The sequence below is a fragment of the Dyella sp. CR10 genome, assembly GCF_055814425.1.
This window is the reverse complement of the sequence record NZ_CP185986.1, coordinates 943,995-957,311: the sequence shown is the minus strand read 5'-3', so window position 1 is coordinate 957,311 and position 13,317 is coordinate 943,995. Positions and strand designations below refer to the sequence as shown.

At 67.6% G+C, this 13,317-nt stretch carries 12 protein-coding genes; 9 read left to right on the top strand and 3 right to left on the bottom strand.

Going from position 1 to position 13,317, the window contains the following annotated elements; translation table 11 throughout:
• The first annotated feature begins 29 nt into the window (after positions 1-29).
• The 6 genes from ACNR9O_RS04435 (at position 30) to ACNR9O_RS04410 (ending at position 8,895) form a co-directional block, all read left to right on the top strand.
• Positions 30-1,214 carry an acetyl-CoA C-acyltransferase gene (locus ACNR9O_RS04435; RefSeq protein WP_473682477.1) on the top strand — a complete coding sequence of 395 codons (1,185 nt, stop codon included), beginning with the start codon at positions 30-32 and terminating at the stop codon, positions 1,212-1,214.
• Positions 1,215-1,381: 167 nt separating this feature from the next.
• Positions 1,382-1,765 (top strand): hypothetical protein, encoded by a 384-nt coding sequence (locus ACNR9O_RS04430; protein ID WP_473682478.1) that lies wholly within the window; start codon positions 1,382-1,384, stop codon positions 1,763-1,765.
• 163 nt (positions 1,766-1,928) lie between these two features.
• Positions 1,929-3,536 carry a carboxyl transferase domain-containing protein gene (locus tag ACNR9O_RS04425; RefSeq protein WP_473682479.1) on the top strand — a complete coding sequence of 536 codons (1,608 nt, stop codon included), beginning with the start codon at positions 1,929-1,931 and terminating at the stop codon, positions 3,534-3,536.
• 129 nt (positions 3,537-3,665) lie between these two features.
• A complete protein-coding gene (locus ACNR9O_RS04420) occupies positions 3,666-5,423 on the top strand; it encodes a J domain-containing protein (RefSeq protein WP_473682480.1) in 1,758 nt (585 codons plus the stop codon).
• A gap of 26 nt (positions 5,424-5,449) precedes the next feature.
• Entirely contained in the window at positions 5,450-7,141 is a 1,692-nt protein-coding gene (locus ACNR9O_RS04415) for an Hsp70 family protein (RefSeq protein ID WP_473682482.1), read from the top strand.
• The gene (locus ACNR9O_RS04410) at positions 7,138-8,895 is read left to right on the top strand and encodes a hypothetical protein (RefSeq protein ID WP_473682484.1); all 1,758 of its coding nucleotides are present in this window, start codon (positions 7,138-7,140) and stop codon (positions 8,893-8,895) included. The genes ACNR9O_RS04415 and ACNR9O_RS04410 overlap by 4 nt, the downstream gene beginning before the upstream one ends.
• 8 nt (positions 8,896-8,903) lie before the next feature.
• Here the strand turns inward: ACNR9O_RS04410 and ACNR9O_RS04405 are convergent, their stop codons facing one another.
• From ACNR9O_RS04405 to ACNR9O_RS04395, 3 genes are read right to left on the bottom strand one after another with little or no spacing between them, the layout of a single operon-like run.
• Entirely contained in the window at positions 8,904-9,206 is a 303-nt protein-coding gene (locus ACNR9O_RS04405; RefSeq protein WP_473682486.1) for a DUF6587 family protein, read from the bottom strand.
• Positions 9,203-11,053 carry a ferrous iron transporter B gene (gene feoB / locus ACNR9O_RS04400; RefSeq protein ID WP_473682488.1) on the bottom strand — a complete coding sequence of 617 codons (1,851 nt, stop codon included), beginning with the start codon at positions 11,051-11,053 and terminating at the stop codon, positions 9,203-9,205. Before feoB ends, ACNR9O_RS04405 begins: the two co-directional genes overlap by 4 nt.
• The gene (locus ACNR9O_RS04395; protein WP_473682490.1) at positions 11,050-11,310 is read right to left on the bottom strand and encodes a FeoA family protein; all 261 of its coding nucleotides are present in this window, start codon (positions 11,308-11,310) and stop codon (positions 11,050-11,052) included. The genes feoB and ACNR9O_RS04395 overlap by 4 nt, the downstream gene beginning before the upstream one ends.
• A gap of 168 nt (positions 11,311-11,478) precedes the next feature.
• On the opposite strand from ACNR9O_RS04395, the gene ACNR9O_RS04390 reads away from it, so the two are divergent.
• From ACNR9O_RS04390 to ACNR9O_RS04380, 3 genes are read left to right on the top strand one after another with little or no spacing between them, the layout of a single operon-like run.
• On the top strand, positions 11,479-12,273 hold the full coding sequence (locus tag ACNR9O_RS04390) for an enoyl-CoA hydratase-related protein (protein WP_473682492.1): 795 nt from the start codon (positions 11,479-11,481) through the stop codon (positions 12,271-12,273).
• A gap of 56 nt (positions 12,274-12,329) precedes the next feature.
• Positions 12,330-12,716 carry a VOC family protein gene (locus ACNR9O_RS04385; RefSeq protein WP_473682494.1) on the top strand — a complete coding sequence of 129 codons (387 nt, stop codon included), beginning with the start codon at positions 12,330-12,332 and terminating at the stop codon, positions 12,714-12,716.
• Positions 12,717-12,737: 21 nt separating this feature from the next.
• Positions 12,738-13,256, top strand: coding sequence for a cupin domain-containing protein (locus tag ACNR9O_RS04380; protein WP_473682496.1), 519 nt, complete (start codon positions 12,738-12,740; stop codon positions 13,254-13,256).
• Positions 13,257-13,317: the final 61 nt, after the last annotated feature.

Here is a 13,317-nt window from a genome sequence, read left to right as displayed (position 1 = left end):
CCCCACCCCAGTCCTTTGCGGAGATCCCCATGTCGGACGTCAGTGTTGTCATCGCGGGCGCCAAGCGCACCGCCATCGGCTCCTTCCTCGGCCAGTTCACCGGCGTGCCCTCTCCCGCCCTGGGCGCCACCGCGATCACCGCGGCGCTCGAACAGGCCGGCATCGCCCCGCAGGACGTCAACGAAGTGCTGATGGGCTGCGTGCTGCCCGCCAACCTCGGCCAGGCTCCGGCCCGCCAGGCGGCGCTGAAGGCCGGCCTGCCCACCGCCGTCGGCTGCACCACGGTCAACAAGGTCTGCGGTTCGGGCATGAAGACCATCATGCTCGGCCACGACCTGATCAAGGCCGGCTCGGCCGCGGTCGTGGTAGCCGGCGGCATGGAGTCAATGACCAATGCACCGCACATGGTCAATGCCCGCACCGGTATCCGCTACGGCGACGGCCAGCTGGTCGACCACATGGCCTGGGACGGCCTGACCAATCCGTACGACGGCAAGGCGATGGGCGTGTTCGGCGAGCTGTGCGCCGACAAGTACCACTTCACCCGCGAAGAGCAGGACGCCTTCGCCATCGAGTCGGTCAAGCGCGCCCAGGCTGCGCAGCAGAACGGCGCCTTCGCCGGCGAGATCGTTCCGGTGACCGTGGCCGGCCGCAAGGGCGAGGTCAAGGTCGACACCGATGAGCAGCCGGGCCGTTCCGACATCGCCAAGGTGCCGACCCTGAAGCCGGCCTTCCGCAAGGAGAACGGCACCATCACCGCCGCCAGTTCTTCCAGCATCTCCGATGGCGCCGCCGCCGTGGTGCTGCTCTCGGCCGACGACGCCAAGGCCCGCGGCATCAAGCCGCTGGCCCGCATCGTGGCCCATGCCACCCAGTCGCAGGAACCGGAGTGGTTCACCACCGCCCCGATCGGTGCCCTGCGCAAGGTGCTGGACAAGGCCGGCTGGAAGGTCGAGGACGTGGACCTGTTCGAGATCAACGAAGCGTTCGCCGTGGTCGCCATGGCGCCGATGCGCGAGCTGGGCATCCCGCACGAGAAGCTCAACGTCAACGGCGGCGCCTGCGCGCTGGGTCACCCGATCGGCGCCAGCGGCACCCGTCTGGTGGTCACCCTGCTCAATGCGCTGAAGACCCGGGGCCTCAAGCGCGGCATCGCCTCGCTGTGCATCGGCGGCGGCGAAGCGACGGCCGTCGCGGTGGAATGCCTCGACTGAACGGCCGTTTCGGACGGACAACTAAGAAGGCCCCCAAGCGGTCGTCCCGCCCCATGAAAGGGGGATAACCGGCACGGGGCTTGTTAAATAAAGATGTGGCGCAAATTCCACGAAAGCGCTATTAATACGCCCGCCAAACGGCATTCCACGGCAAAGGAGATTCAACAATGAAGTTCACGCGTACCCTACTCGCCTCCGCGCTCGTCGCGCTGCTGGCGGCTTGCAGCAACGGCGCGCAGGATTCCGCGCAGGACGCCCAGAAGTCGGCTGACCAGGCTCAGCAGTCGGCTGATCAGGCTCAGAAGGCTGCCGAGCAGGCTGCCCCGGCTGCGACCGCCGCCGCCCCGGCTGCTGCTCCGGCTTCCACCGCCGCTGCCCCGGCTGCCGCCGGCACCGCCGCCGCTGCTCCGGCCAACGCCATGGAGCAGGCCAAGGACGCCGCGACCAACGCCGCTGACGCCGCCGGTAAGGCTGCCGACGCCGCCAAGGACGCTGCCGGCGCCGCCAAGGACGCCGCTGACAAGGCGAAGGACGCCGCCAAGGGTAAGTAATCCCTTCGCGATGCTTCAGAAAACCGGCCGCGCAAGCGGCCGGTTTTTTTTCGTCTCGTGAAAAGTCGCCAAAGACATCGCGCTGCAAATGCGGCGGTGCGTTTCGGGCTTCGGCCAGCGACCGCTATCATCCGGCTTTTCCCCTCGAGCGCCGCGTCAAGCCATGAGTGTCATCGCCTCGCAGATCGATACCCGTTCGCCCGAATTCCAGGCCAGCAGCGCGCACCTGCGCGGACTCGTCGACGATCTGCACGGTCAGCTCGCCCGCGCCGCGGAAGGCGGCGGCGACAAGGCCCGCGAAAAGCACACCGCACGCGGCAAGCTGCTGCCGCGCGAGCGCATCCGCGCCCTGCTCGATCCCGGCTCGCCGTTCCTCGAACTCTCGCCGCTCGCCGCGCATGGCATGTACGACGACGCCGCGCCGGCGGCCGGCATCATCACCGGCATCGGTCGCGTGCACGGCATCGAAGTGGTCATCGTCGCCAACGACGCTACGGTCAAGGGCGGCACCTATTTCCCGATGACTGTGAAGAAGCACCTGCGCGCGCAGGAAGTCGCGCTGGAGAATCGCCTGCCCTGCGTCTACCTGGTCGATTCCGGCGGCGCCTTCCTGCCGCTGCAGGACGAGGTGTTCCCGGACAAGGAGCACTTCGGCCGCATCTTCTATAACCAGGCGCGCATGTCCGGCCTGGGCATCCCGCAGATCGCCGTGGTGATGGGCTCGTGCACCGCCGGCGGCGCCTACGTACCGGCCATGAGCGACGAAACCATCATCGTGCGCGAGCAAGGCACCATCTTCCTCGGCGGCCCGCCGCTGGTGAAGGCTGCCACGGGCGAAGTGGTGGACGCGGAGGCACTGGGCGGAGCGGACGTCCATACGTCCGTTTCAGGCGTGGCCGACCACTTTGCGGAGAACGACGCGCACGCGCTGTCCATCGCGCGAGACATCGTCGCCAGCCTCAACCGCAGGAAGGACATGCCGCTGGCCTTGCGTGCGCCGGCCGAGCCGCGCTATCCGGCCGAGGAACTGTACGGCCTGATCCCGCAGGATACGCGCCGCCCGTTCGATATCCGCGAGGTGATCGCGCGCATCGTCGACGGTTCGGAGTTCCACGAGTTCAAGGCGCGCTACGGCAAGACCCTCGTCTGCGGCTTCGCGCACATCCACGGCTATCCGGTGGGCATCGTCGCCAACAATGGCATCCTTTTCTCTGAAAGCGCGCTCAAGGGCGCGCACTTCATCGAGCTGTGCAATCAGCGCAACGTGCCGCTGGTATTCCTGCAGAACATCACCGGTTTCATGGTCGGCAAGAAGTACGAGAACGCCGGCATCGCAAAGGACGGCGCCAAGATGGTCACCGCCGTGGCCTGCTCGCATGTGCCGAAGTTCACCGTGGTGATCGGCGGCAGCTTCGGCGCCGGCAACTACGCGATGTGCGGACGCGCCTACGGCGCGCGCTTCCTGTGGATGTGGCCGAACGCGCGCATCAGCGTCATGGGCGGCGAGCAGGCCGCCTCGGTGCTCGCCACCGTGCGCCGTGACGGCCTCGAAGCTTCGGGCAAGAACTGGAGCGCGGAGGACGAAGAAGCCTTCAAGGCGCCCATTCGCGACCAGTACGAACGCCAGGGCCACCCCTACTACGCCAGCGCCCGCCTGTGGGACGACGGCATCATCGATCCGGCCGACACGCGCCGCGTGCTGGGGCTGGCCATCTCCGCCTCGCTCAATGCACCGATCGAGCCGCAGCGGTATGGCGTATTCCGCATGTAACCACCATCGTGCATGATCTTTCGACAGGGGGAAGACACGTGTGCATTCATGGGTTGACGGTCACCGCGCCGCCTCGGGGCGCGATGATCCGGTATCAGGGACAGGAACACCCACCGCGCAGGAAGCGCCATGATCCAGGATGCGTTTGAACAGCTCGGACTCGCGCTCGATGCCGACGAGAAGGCCATCAAGCGCGCCTACGCGCAGCGGCTGAAGACGTGCCGGCCAGACGACGACCCTGCCGGATTCCAACGACTGAACGATGCGTACCAACGAGCGCTGCAGTGGTGCCATAGCCATGCGCCGGCAGCGGCAACGGTCAGCATCTCGGCCGCGCATGACGCGTCGCCCGTCCCGGAAATCGCAGCGCAGGCACTTCGCGTGCACGTTCCGCCGCCGGCGCAAGGGATACCGACCCGCAGCAGCACAGAGACCTTCCTGCGCCAACTCGCGTCGCTCGCCGTCAGGGGCGACGCCGGCGCGTTGCGCGCCTGGCTGGAGAACCATCCCGATCTATGGTCGCTGCAACTGAAGCAGCAACTCGGGACCACGCTGCTGCGGAACCTGGCCCAACAACCGATCCCCATGCCGGCCACCTGCTTCGACACGCTGCTGGCGTACTTCGAACTGGATCAGGTAGCGCGTGGCGCGGACGGTTTTCTGCTTGCGCGCCTGCGCGAAGCCTGCCACCACCGCTACGCACCCATCGGACGCTATCTCACGCAGTTGCCTCTGGGCCACACGATTGAGCAGACTTTCGAGTCTGAGCGCTTCCTGGCGCAACTGCGCGATCTGTGCATGGCAGGCGATGCCGGCCATCTCTGGGCATGGCTTCAGCTGCAGGTGACCGGATGGTCCTCGCCGGAACGGCAACGGGCCGGCGCCACCGCCCTGGCGTGGCTGCGCGCGGAGGCGCTGCCCATGCCAAGCGAATGCTACGAGCCACTGGCCGGATGCTTTGCCTGGCCAGCCGATGCGCTCGGCGATGCGCAGGCGACCCAGTCCGCGCTCGCCGACCGCCACCTCACCTGGTTGCTGTTGCCTGCGCATACCCGTCAGCTCGCGCGCGTGGTGCAGCATCCGGGCGATCGCTATCCCGACATACCCAGGACGCAGCGGATACGAGACCTGCTATCCCGTCCCTTCAGCTGGCCGGGCGCCTTGCTGCGCGCGTTGTCGCCATCCTTGCCACGCGAACTGGCCGGTTTCATTTCCAGGCTTCGCGCCGCCGCCGGTCTCAAGGGGAAGCAAGTCCGCCTGCTCGAACGCCACCTGGATGCCCGCTCGTTGCGCTTCTGGAGCGACGCCGCCGCGCCCGACCGGCTGACCATGCCCAAACTCGCGGTATGGGGCACGCGCACCGTGGCCGTGCTCGCCATAGAAGCGCTGATCGGTACGCTCGTCGGATGGTGGATGGGCCCGGCCGCCTTCGGCGAACGCTACGTAGGCATGCTGGTCGTGGCGACCTTCGGGCTCGCGCTCTACGCCGTGGTCTTTCATCTGCTCCTGTTCTGGCAGATATTGCCCGGCCCGCACTCCCGCCTCGCGACGCTGAGCCAGGCAGGGTTCGTCCCGCTGCTATGCGCGATCGCCTTGAGTGCCAATATGTTTCGGCCTTCGCACTACCTTGCGATCGGCATCGCGATCACGGCGCTGCTGCTCGCTCTGCTGACCTACATCCGGCGGGACCGCGCCCGTCCGAAGTACGCCAACCCGGTGCTGCTGGTCAGCGGCATCATCTTCACGGAAGCCTGCATTGGCGCGGGAACATTGCCACCCGGCTGGATGGTGGGTTTCGCGCTGCTGTTCTGGACTCTGGACATGGACGCGACCCACGGTCCGTTCAAAATGGCTCGCTCTGCAAGTGATACCGGGCAGCACCGTTAAAGATTTCGCACGAGGAACTGGCAAGGATGATCGTCGGCATCGACTTAGGCACCACCCATTCACTCATCGGCCGCTTCGGCGATAACGGTCCGCAATTATTCCCCAATGCGCTCGGTGAACTGCTCACCCCGTCCGTGGTGAGCGTCGACCAGGATGGCCATGTGATCGTCGGTCAGGCTGCGCGCGACCGCATGATCAGCCATCCGGGCGACAGCGTCGCCGCGTTCAAGCGCTGGATGGGTACGCCGCGGGAAACACGGCTGGGCACGCGCGGCTTCCGGCCCGAGGAACTCTCGGCACTGATCCTGCGCGCGCTGCTCGCCGATGCCGAGGCGGCCATGGGAGAGAAGGTCACCGAAGCGGTCATCAGCGTGCCGGCTTATTTCTCCGATGCACAGCGCAAGGCCACCCGCGCCGCCGGCGAGCTGGCCGGCATCCGCGTCGAGCGGCTAATCAACGAGCCTACCGCGGCCGCCCTCGCCTACGGTCTGCAAGAGCAGCGCGACGGCACGCGTTTCCTGGTATTCGATCTGGGCGGCGGCACGTTCGACGTATCCATCCTGGAGATGTTCGACGGCGTGGTGGAGGTACATGCCAGCGCGGGCGACAACTACCTGGGCGGGGAAGATTTCCTCGACGTGCTGGAAGCCGCCTTCCATGCCGACCACAAGTTCGCGCCCGAAGACCTCTCGCCACAGGAACGCGGTCAGCTGCGCCGCCGGCTGGAACAGGCCAAGCGCGAGCTCGGCGGCACCGGCCCGGCCAGCGTGACCTGGAAGCGCGGCGACGAAACGCTGAATTGGAGCATCGACGAGGAACGCTTCGCCCGCCTCAGCGAAGGCCTGGTACAGCGCATGCGCGCGCCGCTGGAACGCGCGATGCGCGACGCACGCCTGCAACCGAACCAGCTCGACGAGATCATCCTGGTCGGGGGCGCCAGCCGCATGCCGCTTGCGGCACGCCTCGTCTCGCGCATGTTCGGGCGGTTGCCGCTACGCCACATCAACCCGGACCAGGCCATCGCCCTGGGCGCCTGCGCCGCGGCCGGCATGAAGGCGCGCGACCAGCGCCTTGAGGAAGTCATCCTCACTGACGTCTGCCCCTACACGCTCGGTATCGCGGTATCGCGGCGCGACGAGAATGGCATGGAGCAAGGCGGCTTCTTCTCGCCGATCATCCATCGCAACAGCACGGTGCCGGTCAGCCGCCAGGAAGTGTTCCACCCCACTCGCGACCATCAGGCCGAGATCAAGCTGCGCGTCTATCAGGGCGAGAATCCGATGGTTGAACGCAACATCCGCCTTGGCGAGCTGGACATCCCCCTGCCGCCCCAGCGCAGCGCACAGGAGAACGCGGTGTCCGTGCGCTTCACCTATGACGTCAACGGCGTGCTGCAAGTGGAGGCCGAGGTCATTGCTACGCGTGAGCGACATGAGCTTGTGCTGGAGCAGAATCCCGGCGTACTCAGCCCCGAAGAGATCCGCGCGCGCCTGCAGGCGCTGGAGGACATCAAGGTCCATCCGCGCGACAAGCAGGAGAACATCGCCATGCTTGCGCGCGCCGAGCGCCTGTACGAAGAGTACGTGCAGGCACGCGAGCAGCTGCAGCACTGGATCGCCCGCTTCCGCTCCGTGCTCGAAAGCCAGGACGAACAACTGATCCGCGAACATCGCCGCCATTTCGCCGAAGCGCTCGATTCGCTCGAGGCAAGCGTATGAGTTCTCCGCTCGACTGGTTCGGCCTGCCGCCGGAAGCGGACGAGCGAGACATCAAGCGCGCCTATGCGAAGCGCTTGAAGAGCGTGCGGCCGGATACCGATCCGGTCGGTTTCCAGGAGCTGCATGAGATGTACCGCCACGCCCTCGCGTGGTGTGCACAGGCTGCGCCGGCGCCGGATGACGAGGAGGCAGCGACCGAAGCCGAGTCTTTCGAGGCGGAGGTCATGTCGACCGAGGCCCGCACACCGGCGGCCACGCCTGCGCCGCCACGCGCCTGGCATCCCGTACGTTTCACACCGCCACCTGCCCCGGCACCGGCGCCCGCGGCACCACCCCGCTTCGAACTGCCCGCCTTCATCGATACCTACATGCGGCTCGCTACCGCCGGCAACGCCGAGCAGCTGAATGCGTGGTTGCACGAGCAGCCTGCGCTTTGGTCGCTGCAGATCAAGCTGCAGGCGGGGCGCGCGTTGATCCAGCGCCTGTTGCTCGAGGCGCCTCCGATCGATACGGCGAGCATGGGCGCCACGCTGCGCTTCTTCGATCTCGAGCACACCCAGAGCGGCATCGACCCGCTGCAGCTTGAACAGCTGCGCGTGACCGCACAGCAGCGCCATGCCCTGGTCAGGCGCCTCGCCCCAGACGTGCATCCCTGGGGCGCAGACCCCGAACGGCTCGACCTGGACGCGTTCTTCATCTGGCTGCGCGCGCAGACGCTGGAAGACGACTCCCAGATGCTGGAGGCGACGCTGTGCGTGCAGCCGGCGCTGCGCAATCTTGGTGTGCGCCAGGCCGCCGCACGCCCGCTGTTCGAGCGCCTGTGGCTGGAACGCCCGCCGATGCGCGCGACCAGCGGCTGGCTGCTGATCCAGTTCTTCGGCCTGCGCCCGCTACTCGCGGGCATGCGGCAGACGCCGCAGGACTTCGTCGCGCGCCTTGAAATCGCCTGGCTGATGCTGGAGCAGAACAAGAACGCGCTCGCGATCGTAACCAAGGCTCCCAAGCTGCCCCATCCCACGCCTGGCCGCGCACGGCGCGAGCTGTATCGGCTGTGCCAGCCGTTCCGCTGGTGGTGGATCATCTGCGCTGCACTAGTGCCAGGACTGCTCAGTTCGATGGGCCGCTTTGCGCAGCGCCTGTGCGGCGGCAACATGTCGCTGCTGGAAGGCCTCTTCGATCCGCGCCTGCTCCGCTTCTGCGTCGCATCGGCGGAACGCTTCGTAGTGACCCGGCCACGCGTGATCGTGGGCGGGCTGCGCTGTTTGGCGCTGCTACTGGCCGGTGTGCTCATGAGTGTCGTCGCACCGCCGCCGAACCGCGGTTTCCTTGACATGGCCGGACTGGCCACCGCCGCGTGGCTGTACTACCTGGGCTTTCTCATCGCCTGGCGCTGGCAACAGCAACCGGAGGAACCGGTCACGCCACGTCCGCTGCTGCGCCTGGCCTTCGTGCCGATGCTGGCCCTCGGCGCGCTGGCCGTCTATCTGCTGAGCAGCCGCACCGATGCCCGCCCTCTGCTCTTTCCGACGCAATTGCTGGCGATGCCGGCCATCGCGCTCGGCTACCTGCGCTGGCGTGCACGCAATCCGGGCAGGGCTTCTTTCCTTTCCAAGCTGCCGGATACCCTGGTCGGCCTGCTGGTCATCGGCATGGCAGGCGCACTGCTGAGTCAGCCTTTGCTGCCGGTGACAGGCGCGCTGATGTTCTGGGCGATGGATCTGTTCAAGCAGCGCAAGCAGCTGCGCCTGCGCTAGGAATGCCGTCAGCGCTGTCGCGGACGGAACTCCAGCGGCTGCACGTCGGGCCGCGCCGACGCCGGCGGCTTCGGCCCGCAACTGCCGCAGGTACCGCAACCGTCGCCGCAGTTCCCGGTGGCCTGGGCCGGCTGCAGCCAGCGCCCCACGGCACGCAGCCACGGTTTGCGCCATGGCTTGTTGAGCGAAGCGGAAGCGGCAGCCAGCCATCGCGTGCTCAAGCCAGGCAGCAGCTTGCGGAAGGCGTAGACCGCACTGAACGCGACCAACGCGCCGATGATCGCCGCCTGCACGATGGCGAACGTGCTCATGTCAGCGCCCTCGCCACCTGGTAGGTGATCAGCGAGGCCAGGTAGGCCAGGCCGAACAGATAACCAGCGGTGATCGCCACGTTGCGCCACGAGTTGGTCTCGCGGCGGATTACCGCCATCGTCGACATGCACTGTGGCGCGAACACGTACCACGCAAGCAGCGACAGCGCGGTGGCCAGCGACCACTGCTGCGCGATCACCGGGCCGAGCTGGGTGGCCACGGCATCGTCGGCGCCGGACATCGCATACACCGTGCCCAGCGCGGACACCGCCACCTCGCGCGCGGCCAGACCGGGAATCAGCGCGATGCAGATCTGCCAGTTGAAGCCGATCGGCGCGAACACGTAGTGCAGCGCATGACCGATGCGCCCGGCCAGGCTGTAGTCGATGGCCGGCTGGGTGGCGCCTTCCGGCGGCGCCGGGAAGCTGGACAGGAACCACAGCAGCACGGTGAGCGCGAGGATGATGCCGCCCACGCGCTTGAGGAAGATCAGCGCGCGCTCCCACAGGCCCAGCGCGATGTCGCGCGGGTTCGGCAAGCGGTACGACGGCAGCTCCATCAGCAGCGCGTGCTCGCTCTTGTCCTTGCGGAAGCGCTTGATCACGAACGCCACCGTGAGCGCGCTGACAATGCCCGTCACGTAAAGCGTGAACAGCACGATGCCCTGCAGGTTGAACACGCCCCACACCGTGCGATGTGGAATGAACGCGGCGATCAGCAGCGTGTACACCGGCAATCGCGCCGAGCAGGTCATCAGCGGCGCCACCAGGATGGTGGTGAGGCGGTCGCGCGGATCGGTGATGCTGCGCGTGGCCATGATGCCGGGGATGGCGCAGGCGAAGCTCGACAGCAGCGGGATGAAGGCGCGACCGGTCAGGCCCGCCTTGAACATCAGCTTGTCCAGCAGGAACGCCGCGCGCGGCAGGTAGCCGGACTCCTCCAGCACCAGAATGAACAGGAACAGGATCAGAATCTGTGGCAGGAACACCAGCACGGCGCCCAGGCCGGCGAAGACGCCGTCGTTGAGCAGGCTGTGCAGCGCGCTTTCCTGCGGCAGGAACCCGGTGACCCAGGCGCCGAATGCGACCACGCCTGCCTGGATCGCGTCCATCAGCGGCTGCGCCCAGGAGAACACCGCCTGGAAGATCAGGAACATCAACACCGCCAGGATGGCCAGCCCGAACACCGGATGCAGCGCCCAGCGGTCGAGCGCGTCGTCGATGGCGTCGGTGCTGCGCGGCATGACCACGGTGGCGGCCAGCAGCTCGCGCACTTGCGCGTGCAGGTCGGCCCGGCTGGCCGGATCGTCCGGCAGCGCCGGCGGCGCCGCGGGGATTTCGCCATCCACGCGCTCGACCAGCGCTTTGGCGCCGCCACGCTTCACCGCCACCGTTTCCACCACCGGGATGCCGAGGCGCCGCTGCAGTTCGGGCACATCGATCCGGATGCCGCGGCGGCGCGCCGCATCCATCATGTTCAGCGCCAGCACCACCGGGCGTCCGAGGCGCTTCACCTCGAGCACGAAGCGCAGATGCAGTCGCAGGTTCGTGGCATCGGCCACGCACACGATCAGATCGGGAGCCGCCTCGCCCGGATAGACGCCTTCGCACACATCGCGGGTGATCTGCTCGTCCGGACTGGTGGCGTCGAAACTGTAGGTGCCAGGCAGGTCCAGCAGCTGCAGCACGCGGCCGCTGGGTGCGGTGAAGCGGCCTTCCTTGCGCTCCACGGTGACGCCGGCGTAGTTGGCCACTTTCTGGCGGCCGCCGGTGAGCTGGTTGAACAGCGCCGTCTTGCCGCAATTGGGATTGCCCACCAGGGCGATGCGCAGGGTGCCCGCGCTCATGCCGGCTCTCCTCGGGTGTTTGCCTCGGTGCGCACAGTCACGCGCGCCGCCTCGGTGCGGCGCAGGGCGAAACGCGTGGAACCGATCTGGACCAGCAGCGGATCGGCGCCCAGCGGCCCGCGCGCCACCACCCGGACCGGCTCGCCCGCGACGAAGCCCAGGTCGCGCAGGCGCTGCGCGATCGGATCATCGGCATGAGCATCGTCCACTCGGTCCACCACGGCAGGCGCCCCTTTCGGCAGGTCGGACAGTCGCACGGCTACCACTCAAATAAGAATGGTTCGCATTGTACATAGGAACGACCGGGAACGGGGACAAGGGGGACAACACGCCGCGGCGACGTCCAGGCGACCGCCGGAACCGGCCCCCTTGGCGACGCCCGCCGTTCACTTAACCTAGCGCCTCCCGCTCTTCCGGATTCCCCCATGCCCGCCACGCTCCAGATCGCCGACCGACACGCCGTCCGCACCATCGCGCTGAACCGTCCGCAACTGCACAACGCCTTCGACGACACCCTGATCGCCGAGCTGACCGACGCCCTGGTCGAGGCCGGTCGCGACGCGGCAGTGAGCGCCGTGGTGCTTACCGGCGAAGGCGCCAGCTTCTCCGCCGGCGCGGACCTTCACTGGATGCGCGGCATGGCCAAGGCCAGCGAGGCGGAGAACCGCGAGGATTCGCAGCGCCTGGCGCGCCTCATGCGCACCCTGCAGTTCCTGCCCAAACCCACCGTGGCGCGCGTCAACGGTGCAGCCTACGGCGGCGGCGTGGGCCTGGTGGCCTGCTGCGACATCGCTATCGGCGTGGAAGGCGCGAAGTTCGGCCTGACCGAAGTGAAGCTCGGCCTGGTGCCGGCGGTGATCTCGCCGTATGTGATCGCCGCGATCGGCCTGCGCCAGGCGCGGCGGCTGTTCCTCACCGGCGAACTGTTCGATGCCACCGTTGCACAGCGCATCGGTCTGCTGCATCAGTGCGTGCCGGCCGAGGCACTGGACGACACCGTCGCCGGCGTGCTCGCCGCGCTAGGCAAGGCCGGCCCCGTGGCGCAGGCCGAAGCCAAGCGCCTGGCCTTGCGCGTGGCCGGGCTGGACGAGGCCTCCGCCGAACGCGCCGACCGCGAAAACGCCGAACTGATCGCCCGCCTGCGCGTGTCCGCCGAAGGCCAGGAGGGGCTGGGCGCGTTCCTCGACAAGCGCACGCCGGCCTGGGCGGCGCAGGCATAAACTTTCGTCGGCAGATCCGCAGCTCCCGTCATCCACGCATTCGAAAGGAGTCCACCATGCTCGACCATATCGGCGTGCCCGTATCCCACTACGCGCGCAGCAAAGCCTTCTACGAACGCGTGCTCACCCCGCTGGGCGGCGGCCTGGTGATGGAGGTTCCCGCCGAACTGGCCGGCCGGCCGCACGGCGGCTTCGGCACGGACGGCAAGCCCTGCTTCTGGATCAGCGCCAGCCCCAATGCCGCGCTCTCCACCATCCATGTCGCCTTCGTCGCCGAGAACCGCGCCGCGGTGGATGCCTTCTATCGCGAGGCCATCGCGGCGGGCGGCACCAGCAATGGCGAGCCCGGCCTGCGCCCGCATTACCACGCCAACTATTACGCCGCCTTCGTGCTGGACCTGGATGGCCACAACGTAGAAGCCGTCTGCCACCAGCCCGCGTGACCCGAGCCACGAGGACCCGCCATGCCCCGCCACATCATCAATATCGCGGACGTCCAGCCGCAGGGCGTCCCGCTTGCCTTCGCACCCACCGGCGACGCCGCCGAACGCTACGATCCGCGCGTCGCGCGCATCGCGCCGATGCTTGGCGCGCAGAAGCTCGGCTATAACCTCACCGTGCTGCCGCCGGGCAAGCGCGGCTATCCGTTCCACAACCATCGCGTGAACGAAGAAATGTTCTTCGTGCTGGAGGGCGAAGGCGAAGTGCGCATCGGCGCCGAGCGCCATGCCATCCGCGCCGGCGACATCATCGCCTCCCCGCCGGGCGGGCCCGAAAGCGCGCACCAGATCATCAACACCGGCAACTCCGACCTGCGCTATCTCAGCATTAGCACCAGGGAATATCCGGAGGTGTGCGAATACCCCGACAGCGGAAAGTACGGCGTGATGGCCGACTACGGCCTGGCCGCGGATGGCACACCGCAATTCTTCCGCGTGATCGGGCGGCAGGGCGAATCGGTGGATTACTGGGAAGGCGAATAACTCCAGCCCGAAATCCTTCTTCCTTCGGGGGAGAAGGTGGCGGCAGCCGGATGAGGGAACG

What these genes read in the sequence shown, in the direction of transcription:
- ACNR9O_RS04435 (WP_473682477.1), top strand. Translation starts at nt 30, where the DNA reads ATGTCGGACGTCAGTGTTGTCATCGCGGGCGCCAAGCGCACCGCCATC.
- ACNR9O_RS04430 (WP_473682478.1), top strand. Translation starts at nt 1,382, where the DNA reads ATGAAGTTCACGCGTACCCTACTCGCCTCCGCGCTCGTCGCGCTGCTG.
- ACNR9O_RS04425 (WP_473682479.1), top strand. Translation starts at nt 1,929, where the DNA reads ATGAGTGTCATCGCCTCGCAGATCGATACCCGTTCGCCCGAATTCCAG.
- ACNR9O_RS04420 (WP_473682480.1), top strand. Translation starts at nt 3,666, where the DNA reads ATGATCCAGGATGCGTTTGAACAGCTCGGACTCGCGCTCGATGCCGAC.
- ACNR9O_RS04415 (WP_473682482.1), top strand. Translation starts at nt 5,450, where the DNA reads ATGATCGTCGGCATCGACTTAGGCACCACCCATTCACTCATCGGCCGC.
- ACNR9O_RS04410 (WP_473682484.1), top strand. Translation starts at nt 7,138, where the DNA reads ATGAGTTCTCCGCTCGACTGGTTCGGCCTGCCGCCGGAAGCGGACGAG.
- ACNR9O_RS04405 (WP_473682486.1), bottom strand. Translation starts at nt 9,206, where the DNA reads ATGAGCACGTTCGCCATCGTGCAGGCGGCGATCATCGGCGCGTTGGTC.
- feoB (WP_473682488.1), bottom strand. Translation starts at nt 11,053, where the DNA reads ATGAGCGCGGGCACCCTGCGCATCGCCCTGGTGGGCAATCCCAATTGC.
- ACNR9O_RS04390 (WP_473682492.1), top strand. Translation starts at nt 11,479, where the DNA reads ATGCCCGCCACGCTCCAGATCGCCGACCGACACGCCGTCCGCACCATC.
- ACNR9O_RS04385 (WP_473682494.1), top strand. Translation starts at nt 12,330, where the DNA reads ATGCTCGACCATATCGGCGTGCCCGTATCCCACTACGCGCGCAGCAAA.
- ACNR9O_RS04380 (WP_473682496.1), top strand. Translation starts at nt 12,738, where the DNA reads ATGCCCCGCCACATCATCAATATCGCGGACGTCCAGCCGCAGGGCGTC.